The sequence below is a fragment of the Corynebacterium doosanense CAU 212 = DSM 45436 genome (assembly GCF_000767055.1).
Lineage (GTDB): Bacteria > Actinomycetota > Actinomycetes > Mycobacteriales > Mycobacteriaceae > Corynebacterium > Corynebacterium doosanense.
Map to the genome: position 1 here is coordinate 281,760 of NZ_CP006764.1, position 13,540 is coordinate 295,299.

Consider the following 13,540-nt stretch of genomic DNA (forward strand, 5'->3'; position numbering starts at 1 on the left):
TTCCGCCGAGTGCGCATGGGAGACACCCTACTGTGATCTGGATCGCTTGTCGACGCCCCCCACAACAATTCGCTCAGATCCGGCGACTGGTGAGCATGAACGTCGATACGCACATGCCCAGGAGTGCGAGCCCCATCGCGGCCCAGCCCAGCACGTCATGCACCTCGAACTGCTCCCTGAGCACGAGATAACCCAGGGTGAAGGCCGCGATGGGCTCGGAGACCGTCATCGCGGGCAGGCTATGCCGCAGCTCGCCGGCGTTAAAGGAGTACTGCTGCACCGCGGTGCCAAGGGTCGCGCCGGCGATGAGGGCGTAGGTCTCCCAGCTGGTGGCCAGGATGAGAATGCCCTGGTGGACGGCGATGTCGACAAATGCCTTGGACAGCACCGCGACGTAGCCGAAGATCGCGCCGGTGACCACGCCCAGGGCCAGGGCGCGCGGCGGACCCTGGAGGTAGTTGGCCAGGAAGGCGATCGTCCCGAGGATCAGAGCCCCGGCGAGCAGCGCCCAGATCCACCGGTCCAGCGGCGGATGGGGATCGCCGGCCGCGGGCCGACCCACGAGGACGAGGGTGGTCACCGCGGCGGTGAGGACGAGCGACCAGATGATGTCGAAGGAGCGCAGTTTCCGGCCGTCGACACGCGCGGCCAGGGGCAGGGTGAACATCAGCGACAGCACCAGCACCGGCTGCACCACCAGCAGGGTGCCGAAACCCAGCGCCACCACCTGCAGGCCGTAGCCGATGAGCGCGGTGGAGGTCCCGGCCCACCACAGCGGGCGGGAGATCGCGTTGATGAGCGGGGATCCGGAGAGGGTGCCGTCGACACGCGCTTCACCCGCGATGCGGTGGCGGACGACGGTGCCCCACGCGATGGTCAGGGCGGAAGCCAGCGCGAAGATGACCGCGATGAGGTTGCTGTGCACGCGTGGAAGACTACAGCCCACGCGGATCGGGCCGGGTCGCGGGCGCGCCGGAAGCGCGTCCTACTAGAGTGGTGCGGGCAACGACACAACGAGCACTTACTCCGAAGGGTGGCCATCTCACGTGGCACTGATCGTCCAGAAGTTCGGCGGATCGTCGCTAGAGAGCGCCGAGCGCATCCGGGCCGTGGCAGAACGTATCGTCGCCACCAAGCGGGCCGGCAACGACGTTGTCGTCGTGTGTTCCGCCATGGGCGACACCACCGATGAGCTTCTCGACCTCGCCCACCAGGTCAACCCCGTGCCGCCGGCCCGCGAGCTGGACATGCTGCTCACCGCCGGCGAGCGCATCTCCAACTCGCTGGTGGCCATGGCGATCCACTCGCTCGGCGCCGAGGCGCAGTCCTTCACCGGCTCCCAGGCCGGAGTGATCACCACCGAGCGCTGGGGCAACGCCCGCATCGTCGACGTCACCCCGGGCCGGGTCCGCAACGCGCTCGACGAGGGCAAGATCTGCATTGTCGCCGGCTTCCAGGGAGTCAACCGCGAGACCGGCTCCATCACCACCCTCGGCCGCGGCGGGTCCGACACCACCGCGGTCGCGCTGGCCGCGGCGCTCGACGCCGACGTCTGCGAGATCTGCTCGGATGTCGACGGCGTCTACACCGCCGATCCCCGCATCGTGCCCGACGCGCAGAAGCTGGAGAAACTCTCCTTCGAGGAGATGCTCGAGCTGGCGGCGTCGGGAAGCAAGATTCTGGTCCTGCGCAGCGTGGAGTACGCCCGCGCATTCAACGTCCCGCTACGAGTCCGTTCGTCTTACAGCAACGATCCCGGCACCCTCATCGCCGGTTCAATGGAGGAGATCCCCGTGGAAGAAGCAGTCCTGGCCGGAGTGGCCACCGACAAGTCCGAGGCCAAGGTCGCCGTCATCGGCGTGCACGACACCCCGGGGGAGGCCGCCAAGCTCTTCCGTGTGCTGGCCGACGCCGAGATCAACATCGACATGGTGCTGCAGAACATCTCCTCGGTCACGGACAACACCACCGACATCACCTTCACCTGCCCGCGCGAGGACGCCTCCCGCGCAGTCGAGCTGCTGACCAAGCTCAAGGAGGAGGCCGGCTGGGAGAGTGTGCGTTTCGACGACCAGATCGGCAAGGTCTCCCTCGTCGGCGCCGGCATGAAGTCCCACCCGGGCGTCACCGCCGAGTTTTCCGAGGCGCTGCGCGACGAGAACATCAACATCGAGATGTTCACCACCTCCGAAATCCGCATCACCGCCGTCATCCGCGAGGCGGACGTCGACGTGGCCACCCGCGCCCTGCACGCCCGATTCCAGCTCGGCGGCGACGAAGCCGCCACGGTGTACGCCGGAACCGGCCGCTAACTTTTCCTGATTGGAGCCCCCCTCATGACCACTCTCGCCGTCGTCGGTGCCACCGGCCAGGTCGGTCGCGTCATGCGCGACATCCTCATCTCCCGAGACTTCCCGGCCGACAAGGTGCGGTTTTTCGCCTCCCCGCGCTCCGCGGGCACCACCATTGACTTCGCCGGCCAGCAGATCGAGGTCGAGGACCTCACCCAGCAGAGCGTCGAGTCCCTCGCGGGCATCGACATCGCCCTGTTCTCCGCCGGCGGCTCGACCTCGGCCGAGTGGTCCCCGGTCTTCGCCGCCGCGGGTGCCACCGTGGTGGACAACTCCTCCGCCTTCCGCAAGGATCCGGCGGTGCCGCTCATCGTCTCCGAGGTCAACCCGGAGACCGCGGGCACCACGGAGAAGGGCATCATCGCCAACCCGAACTGCACCACCATGGCCGCCATGCCCGTGATGAGCATCCTGCACCGCGCCGCCGGCCTGCAGTCCATGAACGTGGCCAGCTACCAGGCCGTCTCCGGCTCCGGCCTCGCCGGCGTGGAGACCCTGGCCAAGCAGGTCTTCGAGATCGGCGACCGCAACGTCGAACTCGCCCAGGACGGCTCGGTCATGGCCCCGGCTGACCTCGGCCCCTACGTCGAACCCATCGCCTTCAACGCCGTCCCGCTGGCCGGGTCCATCGTCGACGACGGATCCAACGAGACCGACGAGGAGCAGAAGCTGCGCAACGAGTCCCGCAAGATCCTCGGCATCCCCGAGCTCAGGGTCTCCGCGACCTGCGTGCGCATCCCCGTGTTCACCGGGCACACCATGGTCATCCACGCGCGTTTCGAGCGCCCGATCACCCCGGGCGAGGCGGAGGAGCTCCTGCGTCAGGCCCCCGGTGTGCGGCTTGTCGACGTCCCCACGCCCCTCGCCGCCGCCGGCATCGACGAGTCCCTCGTCGGACGCATCCGTCAGGACCACACGGTCGACGACAACCGCGGCCTGGTGCTCGTTGTCTCCGGCGACAACCTGCGCAAGGGCGCGGCGCTGAACACCATCCAGATCGCGGAGCTATTGGTGTAGATAACTGTTGCGAGGGGCCTAGCTCCTCCTGTGCGCCCGCCCTCGGCCATTCGGCCGGTGGGCGGTTTTTCTTATTTTTCTGGCGGCAAACGCTGAGCAAAATCTTGCTGGGTATCGCATACGTCCGAGTGCGAAAGGCTGGGTAACCACACAGAAATCTGGCCGCGCCGAGAGGGGAAGATGGGGGTTACGCAGGGAGCTATCGGTTTGCTGGCCATGCGTACCGCCTCGTGCCTCGGGCCTGTTGTCCCTGCGCTTGCTCCGGACGGCGAGAGTCCCGTCGAGGGCTCATTCCTGAGTTCAGAACTGAGCTCGGGTTCCAGCCTGAATTCCAGCTCAGAGTCTTAGAACCAGGAAGAGAGGTGGCGCTCACCGTGGGCCGGTGAGCGCGACTCTTTGCCGCCGCCGGCATCGACGAGTCCCTTGCAGGGCGCATCCGCCAGGGCCAGACGGTCGGCGGCAACCGGGGCCTGGTGCTCGTTGTCTCCGGCGACAGCCTGCGCAAGAGCGTGGCGCTGGACACCATCCAGAATGCGGAGCTGCTGGTGTAACTCTGCTCAGCCGAATCTCAGCCCCGCCAACCCAAGCAGGGGCTATGGGTGGGGGTTTCGTCATGCCTGAGAAGCGATAACCAGGGATGAGAGAGACTTGCGTCACCACGTGGATTGTAAAACTATACAGATAATAAGTTAAACATTAGAATAACCTGTGTCGATACCTACCAGGAACCGGGAAACTTTCATTCAGATCAGAAGATCTCTTATTTCTTTGTCAACCGCGCTCGCCATAGGCGTGGCGGCCACCTTCACCCCCATCGCAGGCGTCGCCCCCATGCTGCCCAGTGCGGCAGCGCAGACGCAGAACTTGCCACTGCCGCAGCCGACCTATGGCCAATTCCAACTGGACCGGCGGCCAGACGGAAAACTGCTGATCGTCGGAACGTCGCCTCTCATTAGGGGGGACTAGAAGCATGGGACGCCGGCGTACGTCCACAACGGTGTGACGTACAAAATGAGTCTGGTGGAGTTCACGGTGGCTTCGAAGGCTATCGGGGAACCTGCGTACTACTGGTCGGTTGACGCCGAAAATGGAAATCGATCCAACACCTGTGCTTACGACATCAGTTCCTATGGCGTGGCGGACAGAGGATTGGTCGTCTTTGAGCGAAACGGCTTCCTGGAGGACGCGGGTACCGTCGACGGGCCGCTCTTCATGCGTGTGCAGCACTTCGACAACAACTGGCGGGTGCCTATTGCTGCAGGCCAGAATCTCACCGACGTCACCCTGACCTTTGATTTTCCTGCGGGCGCAGAGCCCGTACGAAGCCAGGACACGGTGTTCACCCCGGTAACAACGATTCAGCTGGCTACCGGAGGAACCAAGACAATCTCGGGATACAACCCCTCACTACCCAGTGGCCACCCGACGGACCCCCGATGGGGTCCGGTACCCGACGGCGATGTCTCGGATGAGTGGGTCATTAACGCGCCTCGGCAGAACGACGACGGCACCTGGACGCTGACGGCCTCTATCGGAGAGCTGAAAGAAGGGGCATCATCGGTTCTCCAGTTCGGACAGGCCAACATTTCCGGGGACGCCCCGGCAACTCGCGTGAGTTTCAAAGCTGCGCGGCCCTGTACTGAACCCCTTCCGTCCGGTTCCTCGGAGCAGTGCACAGCCGCAGCCACATCGGTCGGCCTCCCGTTGCTGCTCCTGATCCCGCTGGGCATTGCCTCGCAGGTGCGAGTGCCCGGCATCGATGCTCTTGCGGGCCAACTGAGGCAGCAGATTGCGGACGCCAACAACCGGCTTCAGCAACAGACCGGCATCTTCAACGGGGATGCGGCCCGGCTCGCCGCCCGGTTGGACGGATACCTTGCGGGGCCTGAAGGACGGGCCCTGGCGGGTGCAGCTTTGATCGCGGCCGGGCTGTTGGCTACCGGGTACGTAGCCAGCAACTGTCTGCCGGGTTCGAGCGGAAGCTCACTGGCGGGGTCGTCGCTGAGCCCCGACCGGGGCAGCGCGGAACTGCTGGGGTCAGCAACTCTGAGCTCCGGATCTAGCGAGAGCTGAGAATCGAGTCAGGTTCGAAGATGCAAAGGCACCTCAATCCCATGCGGGCGAGGTGCCTTTCATCTGTTACGGGCCTTCCCGTGGTCCGCGCTCTCCCAGGCCAGGGAAGAACACAGCATATTGGCCGGCGAACCTATGAGAAACGATGCGAGCGCCACTCAATATATTTCTATGAGCCAGTGTGCCTATCAAGTGTCCAGGAAGTGGCGAGGCTGATAAAACAAGCGATGAGTGTTTTGGCGGTCGGCGCTGTCGCGTGCCTCGGCTTGGCCGTCCCAACCCAGGCGCAGGGAGGCGAAAACGTGGACGCGGGCAGCACCTTCGCGTGGGAGGATGCGGCCCGAGAAGCAGGAGCGGCCATGCTATCCCTGCTCCCTGCCGGACTGGTCTCCCAGGTTCATGTCCCCGGCATGGACGTCATGGTGGGGCAAATGCGGAGCCAGATCATGGCCTCTAACCCTCACCTGCAGCAACACAGCGGTATGTACCGCGATCAGGCCGCTCGGCTGGCAGCCAAGCTGGGTGCTCGGATGGCCGGGCCGGAAGGTGGGGCTCTGGCGGGCGCCGCAATGGCCGGTGCCGGGTTGATGGCGATCGGCTACGTGGTGCCCAGTAGCACTAATCGCGAGTCCGACACGTCCTCCGTGGGCTGGGCATTGAGCTAGGGTCTGCGCTCGAACTAGTAATAGAAAAATGGCGCTCACCGTGGACCGGTGAGCGCCGTTCTTCTGCGTCGGGGAGGTGCTACTTCAGATCCTCCACCGGAGCGGGTTCGGTGTGGGCCACGTAGGTGACCGTTGCCGGGGGATCCTCGCGGTCGTAGTCGAGATCGTCGTCGGACTCGAGCTTCTCGTGCACCTCGTTCTCCAGGTGCTCGGCGAAGTCCTCCTCGGGGATGTTGGAGGCCGCGGTGATCTTGTCCAGCTCACGCTGGTTGCGCTTGGAGAAGCGCATGCGCGGGTCGAGCTTGCGCTCGGTGAGTGCGAGGGCGCGCGCACGTCGGCGGCCTTCGGCGCGCAGTTTTGAGCCACCGCGGATCCAGGCCGCGGCGATGACCACGATCATGAGGATTCCCAGGTAGCCCAGCGCCGGGTAGACGGACGAGACGAGGGACTCGAACCCGATGAAGGAGAGTCCGAAGCCGACGAGGCACGAGACGATGAAGACCGGGCGGTAGAGCGCCGGGCGGTTGCGGGTCAGGCGCTTGCCCAGCGCGTAGAACATGCCGACGGCGGTGTTGAAGACCATGGCGTAAACGACAAACGTCATAGCGACACCGAGCCAGGGGTGGATCTCATTGATGAGCGTGAGCACGGGCATGGCGGTGCCGTTGACGGTGTCGACCTGGAGGAACAGTGCCAGGACGAGGAGCATGAGCATGACCAGGAAGAAGACGCCGCCGAGGGCTCCGCCCCAGCCGGCCGCCTTGGTGTCCATCATATTGCCGCCGATGACGATGGCCATGGAAACGGCCGTCATGACGCAGAGGCCGATGTAGTTCAGCGCGGAGATCCACCAGTTGGGAAGGTTGGTCTGCACGTCCTGGGCGGCCACGTTGAGTTCGGCGAAGTTCCACTCGGAGGTGAACATCGTCCAGATGGTCACGAAGAGCACGAAGATGATGACAAAGGGTGTGATGGCACCGATGACCGCGGAGACCTTGTCCACGTCGAGCATGCCCGTCACGAGGACGAGCACGAGCATGGCAACCGCACCGACCCACATGGGCCAGCCGAACTGCTGATTGAGGTTCGCTCCGCCGCCGGCGAACATGACAAAGCCGATGGAGAACAGGGTGATGATGGTCGAGATGTCCAGGACCCAGGCCACCACCTTGTGGGAGATGCGGCCGAGGACGGCCGTGTGCTCTTTCGCCTGGTAGTAGCTGCCCAGCTGGAGCAGGGCGATGCCGGTGACGACCATGAGAATTGAGGCGATGACCGCGCCGACCAGCCCCCAGGTGCCGAAGGCGACGAAGAACTGCAACGCCTCCTGGCCGGAGGCGAAACCGGCACCGACGATGATGCCGGTGAAGGCGAGCGCGATACCTATAGCGCGTTGAAACATAAAGGGGTTCTCTCGAGGTTTCGGCGGAGGGCTCGTACAGTCACGGACTCTTTATGCCGCGGCGGCCTCACGCCTTGATGCTCTACCAATTAAACGCGAAGCACTTCAGGAGCGTTCGATAAGGTCCTTCCGGGCACGCGCCACGCGTGAGCGGATGGTTCCCACACGCACGTCGGTGATGCGCGCGGCCTCCTCATAGGAATAGCCCAGCACCTGGGTGAGGATCAGTGCTTCTCGACGATCGGCCGGCAGGTCGTCGAGAAGCGACCTCACGTCCATCCATTCGCTCCAGTTGCCCTGGTCTGCGCCGGGCGCAGCCAGTGTGGCGGCGGCATCCTCGTATTCCGTGGCGGATTTCCGGGGCCGCGCGCGTTCGTGGCGGATGTTGTCGATCCACGCACGCCGGGCCAGCGACAGCAGCCACGTGCGTGCAGAGGACCGGGCGGCGAAGCGGGGGAGCGCGCCCATCACCCGCAGGTAGGTCTCCTGGGTGAGATCGTCGGCTGTCTCCACCCCGCCGAGGTGGGCGAGCAGGCGCCAGACGTCGTCCTGCGTTGCCCGGATGAAGGCGGTGAGAGCCTTTTTATCGCCGCGACCAGCCCGGAGCGCGAGCTCGGTGACACGCTCGTCGTCATGCGCGGGATGGGGGGACACGTTAAAGGAGGTTAGCAGGTAGAACGCCGGGGTCCGGGTCGGCAAAGTCGTTGCGGGAGGTCGCGGCCTCGGGTATCCTCTTAGTCAGGACCAATCAATCTGTGACGATTAATAGCAAGAAGGAAGGTAAGCCATGGCAAGCGTTGATGACGTCTTGAACAAGGGCAAGACCAACACCCCCCACCAGAACACGACCCGCCTCAACGGCGCGCCGGTTGCCTCGGAAAACCACTCCATCACGCAGGGCCAGCAGGGCGCTGTCATCCTCAATGACATCCACCTGATCGAGAAGCTGGCTCACTTCAACCGCGAGATGGTCATCGACCGCATCCCCCACGCCAAGGGCCACGGCGCCTTCGGCGAGATGCACATCACCGAGGATGTCTCCGCCTTCACCAAGGCGAAGCTCTTCCAGCAGGGCACCACCACTCCGCTGGCCATCCGCTTCTCCACCGTCGCGGGCGAGTCCGGCACCCCGGACACTTGGCGCGACGTGCACGGCTTCGCACTGCGTTTCTACACTGAGGACGGCAACTACGACCTCGTCGGCAACAACACCCCGATCTTCTTCGTGCGCGACGCGATCAAGTTCCCGGACTTCATCCACTCCCAGAAGCGCCTCGGCGCCTCGGGCCTGCGCGACGCCGACATGCAGTGGGACTTCTGGACCCGCACGCCCGAGTCCGCTCACCAGGTGACCTACCTCATGGGTCAGCGCGGCACCCCGAAGACCACCCGCCACATGAACGGCTACGGCTCCCACACCTTCCAGTGGACCAACGAGCAGGGCGAGGCCTTCTGGGTCAAGTACCACTTCATCTCCGAGCAGGGCGAGCAGAACTTCACCGCCGCCGAGGCTGAGGAGATGGCCGGCAAGAACGCCGACTTCCACCGCGAGGATCTCTTCCGCGCGATCGAGTCCGGCAACTTCCCGCGCTGGTCCGTCGAGGTGCAGATCATGCCCGTCGACGAGGCTGAGGGCTACCGCTACAACCCCTTCGACCTGACCAAGACCTGGTCCAAGAAGGACTACCCGCGCAAGAAGATCGGTTACTTCGAGCTCAACCGCAACCCGGAGAACTTCCACGCGCAGATCGAGCAGATCGCGCTGGATCCGTCCAACCTGGTTCCGGGCATCGGCTTCTCCCCGGACAAGATGCTTCAGGGCCGTCTCTTCGCCTACGCGGATCAGCAACGCTACCGCATCGGCCCGAACTACCGCCAGCTGCCGGTGAACCAGCCGCTCAACGGTGACATCAACACGTACAGTCACAAGGGCCCGATGAGCTACCAGTTCAACCCGTCCGACGCCCCGGGCTACACCCCGAACCGCTACAGCAAGGGTGCGGGCTACCTCGACGACGGTCAGACCTCGAACCACGGTGACACGTTCGGCGAGGCCAACCGCTACGGTGACACCACCGACTCCCTGCACGGTGTGGACACCCACGGCTCCGACCTCTACCGCGGCGCCTACATCCAGCATGCTGAGGACGGCGACTTCGTCCAGCCCGGCATCCTCTACCGCGAGGTCCTCAACGAGGGGCAGAAGCAGGAGCTCGCCGAGAACATCGCCGGCGCGATGAACGGCGTCTCCCCCGAGACCGAAGAGCGCTGCTACTGGTACTGGTCCTCCGTCGACCAGGACCTGGGCAACCGCGTCAAGGCTGCTTTCGCAGAGGTCAAGGCTGAGGCCACCTCCTGGGAGCAGGCGAACGGTATTTCCCAGACCTAAGGCCCGGATCTACTGAAAATTCCCTCCCCGCATCTGCGCGGGGAGGGAATTTTTTCTGCCCTGAGCGTTTCGGGGAGCTATCCCCGGAACGCTCGCGGGCGGGGATATGGGGGAATTAGGGTCACGGCTATGCATAGGAAAGCACAACCCTTCCGCCACCGGGCCGCGGCTGGTCTGCTCACTCTCGCTCTCGCCGGCAGTGTCACCGCCTGCGGCTACTCCGCAGCGGAGCAGGAGGCGGCGGCCTCGTCCGCTGCCGCATCCGCGTCGTCCGTGGTGGCGGCGTCCGCATCTTCGGCGTCCGCGTCCTTGGCCGCCTCGGCAGCGTCGGTATCGTCGGAAGCCCGGCAGTCCTCCGCGGCATCGGCGTCGCACAGCGCGGAGGTGGAGGAACTGTCCGGGTCATCCGCATCTCTGGCGTCGGTGGTCCGGGAAGCGCAGCAGTCGGATGCCCAGGCTGCCGAGCCCGAGCCCGTGGTGGAGGAGCAGTGGCCGTCTTTCCCCGCCGAGGATCCGGGGGCGGGCAAGGAGTGGGCGACGATGGGGCCGTTCGGCACGTAGTCGACGTGCGAGCAGAACGACGATCAGCAGCCGCTGAGCGCGACCTACTGTTTCAGCATGAGCGACGGCTGGTACTACTACTTCGTCCGTCAGGCGAGGTGACCGGCGGGTCCTAGCCTCGCCCGCCCTCTGGGGCTCCCTCGGTCTCGCCCTCCAGGCCCGTCCGGTCCACGACGGTGACGCCGTAGATTCCGCGGGCCAGGTAGAACGAGCCGATGGAGGCGACGATCCACACGCCGGCGATGGCGATCAGGGCGCGCAGGAGGTTGGCCGGGTCGAAGCCCTCCGTGGACCAGTCCCAGATGAGTTTGGCCACCAGCAGAACGGGGAAGGCCACGCACACCAGCGGACCCATGAGGTTCACCCGGGTCAGGGCGTCCGGTGCGCGCCACTGAGCGATGGCGGTCGCGGCGGTCATGAAGGCTGCCAGCACCACCAGGGCGGCGACGATGATTTCTACGATGGTCATGGTGGGGCTACCTCCGGCCTCGGGTGATGATGCGCGACATGGACAGCGTCGGCATGACGCCGCCGACGATGCCGGCGAGAATGGCGATCTCGTAGCCGATGTACGTCTCGTTGGGGATCGTCCAGATCAGGTACAGCACGATCATGGAGTAGAAGATCAGGTCGGAGAGCACCGCCCGGCTGAGCATGTCCGCGGTGCGCAGGATGAGCACCAGCCCGGAGAGCATGCTCAGCGCGATGACACCGATCGAGCCGAGCAGAATCCATTCGAAGATGCTCATCACTTGCCCTCCCACGGACTGGTGTAGTCGTAGTACTTCTCCGGCAGCGTATCGACGCTGCCTTGCCCGGGCACCCCGTGATCGATGCCCTTGACGTGGGGTGCGAGGCGCTCCTCCATGTCGGCGAGGCTGCGGGACGTGTCCGAGGGGTCATTCCCGAACGCGTCCTGGACCAGCAGGATGCGGGGGCCGCCGGGTTCGCTGGGCTCGCGTAGGCCCAGCGACAGCGTCGACGGGGTGGCGGTGATCGAGGTGGAGAACCAGAAGATCTCCCAGTCGCTGGTCACGCGCAGCGGGTAGCGGATCACCGTGGGGGTGAAGCCGATGTCCGGGCGCAGTGCCCGGAACGCGACGTGGAATCCGGCGACGAAGATCTCCTTGATCAGCCACGGGATGTAGACGAGGACGTGCATGGTTTACCTTCCTCCCTGCAGGTCGGACATGTCGGGGATACCGATGGCGTCGTCGCCGAGGACGGCGGATGTGTAGGACGGGACGTCGAGTAGCGAGTCCGTCGCGGCGTAGACCGCACCGAGCAGCGGGCCGGCGAGCACGAACATGCCCAGCGACACGACCATGAGCGCGGCGGACGGGGCGAGCAACTGCCAGCGCACGTGCAGATCCGAGCGCATGGGCTTGCCCCAGAAGACCATTCGCCAGACCCGCAGCATGGACAGCAGCGCGCCGAAGGAGGCGATGATGATCGCCGTGATGACGACGATGGAGCGGGCGTCGCCGGAGCCGGCGGCGGCGACGATGAGCAGGACCTTGCCCCACAGTCCGGAGAACGGGGGGAAACCGACGACGGAGAAGGCGCCGGCGGCGAAGATGACGGCGGTCCAGACGTCGCGACGCGCCAGGCCCGAGAGGCGGCGGAGGAGGCCGGTGCCGTAGGTCTCCTCGATGGCACCGGAGTTGAGCACGAGCGAACCAACGGTGATCATGTGGTGCATGGTGTAGAGCAGCGCAGCGGCGATCGCGGTGCGCGGGTCGTCCGCGGCGAAGGCGAGCATGATCAGGATGAACGGCATGCCCGTGACCATCTGGTAGGCCAGCACCTTGCGGATCGTGCCCTGCGCGAGTCCGGCGAAGGCCCCCACCATCATGGACACCACCATGAGGGCGATGATGAGCCAGCTCCACCGGTCCTCGAGGTCGAAGATGACCACGTAGATGCGCAGGAGCATGTATACCGCGACCTTGGTGTGCAGACCGGAGAACAGGCCCATCACCGCGGCGGAGGAGTGTGCGTAGGTCTGCGGCAGCCAGGTGTGCACGGGGAAGACACCGGCCTTGACGGCGATGGCGATGATGACCAGGCCCATGGCCACGGTCGCCGGGCCGTTGCCCGCCGCCACTCCCTGGAGCGCGGCGATGTTCACCGCTCCGGTGACGCCGTAGACGAAGCCGACGCCGACGACCAGCAGCGTCGATGCGGCGAGGTTGACCAGCACGAAGATGCGGGCGCCGCGCAGTCGGTTGCGGCTACCGGTCATGGCCACCAGCCCGTAGGAGGGCAGGAGCATGACCTCGATCATGACAAAGAAGTTGAACAGGTCAGCGGTCAGCAGCGCGCCGTTGACGCCGGTGATGAGGATTAGCGTCAGCGAGGGGTAGAACCGCGAGCGGGTCTCCCCGGCTGCGGAGGCGAACCAGTTGGCGGTGGCGGCGACGGTCATCGTGGTGACGATCATGATCGCCGAGAACTGGTCCGCGGCGTAGGAGATGCCCACGCCGGCGGGATAGAGGCCGATCGTGTGGGAGATCGTGCCGTGGGCGTTGGTGTAGGCGAACAGCCAGGCGCCACCGGCCGCGGCGGCCACCGGCACGGCGATGTGCAGTGTGTCGCGCAGCCACTTCCACGGGCTGATTACGGCGACGGCCGCGAGGATCAGCGGGGTGGCGACAAAAAGCGGGAGTACGGCGTCGACGCTCATGAGCGGCCCCTTCTCTGGATGATGGCGTCACGCCCGAGAGTCGAGACGGGGTGGCGGGTGCGGCGGGGAGACGTGTCGCCGAGTTTGTCGACGGTGTCGACGGTGTCGTCGTCACGCCCGAGCGCCGCAGTAGCCAACAGGATGGTCGTCGTGGCCATGGCGATGACGATCGCGGTGAGCACGAAGGCCTGCGGCAGCGGGTCGGCGGCCTGGGAGAGATCGCGCGTGCCGTAGAAGGCCTCGCCGCGCCAGGCGCCCACGCCGGTGGCGAGGATCATGAGGTTGGCGGCGTGCGACATCAGCGACATGCCGATGATGATGCGCACCATGCCGCGCTGCAGTATGAGGTACACCGCGCCCGCCACGAGCACGGAGATGGTCAGTGCCATGATCATG

14 protein-coding genes and 1 pseudogene are annotated in these 13,540 nt (G+C 65.4%); 6 read left to right on the forward strand and 9 right to left on the reverse strand.

Going from position 1 to position 13,540, the window contains the following annotated elements:
* Nucleotides 1-73: 73 nt before the first annotated feature.
* Nucleotides 74-925 (reverse strand): DMT family transporter, encoded by an 852-nt coding sequence (locus CDOO_RS01435; protein ID WP_018021541.1) that lies wholly within the window; start codon nt 923-925, stop codon nt 74-76.
* Between the two features lie 121 nt (nt 926-1,046).
* Here CDOO_RS01435 and CDOO_RS01440 point away from each other — a divergent pair, with 121 nt between their 5' ends.
* The 5 genes and pseudogenes from CDOO_RS01440 to CDOO_RS01460 all read left to right on the forward strand — a co-directional run bounded on the left by CDOO_RS01440 (nt 1,047) and on the right by CDOO_RS01460 (nt 6,106).
* A complete protein-coding gene (locus tag CDOO_RS01440) occupies nt 1,047-2,312 on the forward strand; it encodes an aspartate kinase (RefSeq protein ID WP_018021540.1) in 1,266 nt (421 codons plus the stop codon).
* 24 nt (nt 2,313-2,336) lie between these two features.
* Nucleotides 2,337-3,368: an aspartate-semialdehyde dehydrogenase gene (locus CDOO_RS01445; protein WP_018021539.1), complete on the forward strand. Its 1,032-nt coding sequence runs from the start codon at nt 2,337-2,339 to the stop codon at nt 3,366-3,368.
* A 398-nt stretch (nt 3,369-3,766) separates the two neighbouring features.
* Nucleotides 3,767-3,919 (forward strand): annotated as a pseudogene (locus CDOO_RS14235) (aspartate-semialdehyde dehydrogenase); the annotation flags it as partial.
* A gap of 469 nt (nt 3,920-4,388) precedes the next feature.
* Nucleotides 4,389-5,441, forward strand: a complete 1,053-nt coding sequence (locus tag CDOO_RS01455) for a hypothetical protein (RefSeq protein ID WP_155861299.1) — start codon at nt 4,389-4,391, stop codon at nt 5,439-5,441.
* 359 nt (nt 5,442-5,800) lie between these two features.
* Nucleotides 5,801-6,106 carry a hypothetical protein gene (locus tag CDOO_RS01460; RefSeq protein WP_156111863.1) on the forward strand — a complete coding sequence of 102 codons (306 nt, stop codon included), beginning with the start codon at nt 5,801-5,803 and terminating at the stop codon, nt 6,104-6,106.
* A gap of 79 nt (nt 6,107-6,185) precedes the next feature.
* On the opposite strand, the gene CDOO_RS01465 is transcribed toward CDOO_RS01460, so the two are convergent.
* Together CDOO_RS01465 and CDOO_RS01470 are read right to left on the reverse strand one after the other, a co-directional pair.
* Nucleotides 6,186-7,508 carry a YkvI family membrane protein gene (locus CDOO_RS01465; RefSeq protein WP_018021535.1) on the reverse strand — a complete coding sequence of 441 codons (1,323 nt, stop codon included), beginning with the start codon at nt 7,506-7,508 and terminating at the stop codon, nt 6,186-6,188.
* Nucleotides 7,509-7,613: 105 nt separating this feature from the next.
* Nucleotides 7,614-8,162: an RNA polymerase sigma factor gene (locus CDOO_RS01470; RefSeq protein ID WP_026159298.1), complete on the reverse strand. Its 549-nt coding sequence runs from the start codon at nt 8,160-8,162 to the stop codon at nt 7,614-7,616.
* 133 nt (nt 8,163-8,295) lie between these two features.
* Between CDOO_RS01470 and CDOO_RS01475 the strand changes: the two genes are divergently transcribed.
* Nucleotides 8,296-9,897, forward strand: coding sequence for a catalase (locus CDOO_RS01475; RefSeq protein WP_018021533.1), 1,602 nt, complete (start codon nt 8,296-8,298; stop codon nt 9,895-9,897).
* Between the two features lie 215 nt (nt 9,898-10,112).
* Here the strand turns inward: CDOO_RS01475 and CDOO_RS01480 are convergent, their stop codons facing one another.
* The 6 genes from CDOO_RS01480 to CDOO_RS01505 all read right to left on the reverse strand — a co-directional run bounded on the left by CDOO_RS01480 (nt 10,113) and on the right by CDOO_RS01505 (nt 13,539).
* On the reverse strand, nt 10,113-10,454 hold the full coding sequence (locus CDOO_RS01480; protein WP_018021532.1) for a hypothetical protein: 342 nt from the start codon (nt 10,452-10,454) through the stop codon (nt 10,113-10,115).
* A gap of 116 nt (nt 10,455-10,570) precedes the next feature.
* On the reverse strand, nt 10,571-10,927 hold the full coding sequence (locus CDOO_RS01485; RefSeq protein WP_018021531.1) for a Na+/H+ antiporter subunit G: 357 nt from the start codon (nt 10,925-10,927) through the stop codon (nt 10,571-10,573).
* Between the two features lie 7 nt (nt 10,928-10,934).
* Nucleotides 10,935-11,207, reverse strand: a complete 273-nt coding sequence (locus CDOO_RS01490; protein ID WP_018021530.1) for a hypothetical protein — start codon at nt 11,205-11,207, stop codon at nt 10,935-10,937.
* Nucleotides 11,207-11,620, reverse strand: a complete 414-nt coding sequence (locus CDOO_RS01495) for a monovalent cation/H+ antiporter subunit E (RefSeq protein ID WP_018021529.1) — start codon at nt 11,618-11,620, stop codon at nt 11,207-11,209. The genes CDOO_RS01490 and CDOO_RS01495 overlap by 1 nt, the downstream gene beginning before the upstream one ends.
* A gap of 3 nt (nt 11,621-11,623) precedes the next feature.
* On the reverse strand, nt 11,624-13,144 hold the full coding sequence (locus tag CDOO_RS01500; protein WP_018021528.1) for a monovalent cation/H+ antiporter subunit D family protein: 1,521 nt from the start codon (nt 13,142-13,144) through the stop codon (nt 11,624-11,626).
* Nucleotides 13,141-13,539: a cation:proton antiporter subunit C gene (locus CDOO_RS01505; RefSeq protein WP_018021527.1), complete on the reverse strand. Its 399-nt coding sequence runs from the start codon at nt 13,537-13,539 to the stop codon at nt 13,141-13,143. The genes CDOO_RS01500 and CDOO_RS01505 overlap by 4 nt, the downstream gene beginning before the upstream one ends.
* Nucleotide 13,540: the final 1 nt, after the last annotated feature.

Excerpts from the sequence above, each read along its gene's own strand:
- CDOO_RS01445 (WP_018021539.1), top strand. The coding sequence starts at position 2,337 with ATGACCACTCTCGCCGTCGTCGGTGCCACCGGCCAGGTCGGTCGCGTC.
- CDOO_RS01460 (WP_156111863.1), top strand. The coding sequence starts at position 5,801 with ATGCTATCCCTGCTCCCTGCCGGACTGGTCTCCCAGGTTCATGTCCCC.
- CDOO_RS01465 (WP_018021535.1), bottom strand. The coding sequence starts at position 7,508 with ATGTTTCAACGCGCTATAGGTATCGCGCTCGCCTTCACCGGCATCATC.
- CDOO_RS01475 (WP_018021533.1), top strand. The coding sequence starts at position 8,296 with ATGGCAAGCGTTGATGACGTCTTGAACAAGGGCAAGACCAACACCCCC.
- CDOO_RS01485 (WP_018021531.1), bottom strand. The coding sequence starts at position 10,927 with ATGACCATCGTAGAAATCATCGTCGCCGCCCTGGTGGTGCTGGCAGCC.
- CDOO_RS01490 (WP_018021530.1), bottom strand. The coding sequence starts at position 11,207 with ATGAGCATCTTCGAATGGATTCTGCTCGGCTCGATCGGTGTCATCGCG.
- CDOO_RS01495 (WP_018021529.1), bottom strand. The coding sequence starts at position 11,620 with ATGCACGTCCTCGTCTACATCCCGTGGCTGATCAAGGAGATCTTCGTC.
- CDOO_RS01500 (WP_018021528.1), bottom strand. The coding sequence starts at position 13,144 with ATGAGCGTCGACGCCGTACTCCCGCTTTTTGTCGCCACCCCGCTGATC.
- CDOO_RS01505 (WP_018021527.1), bottom strand. The coding sequence starts at position 13,539 with ATGATCATGGCACTGACCATCTCCGTGCTCGTGGCGGGCGCGGTGTAC.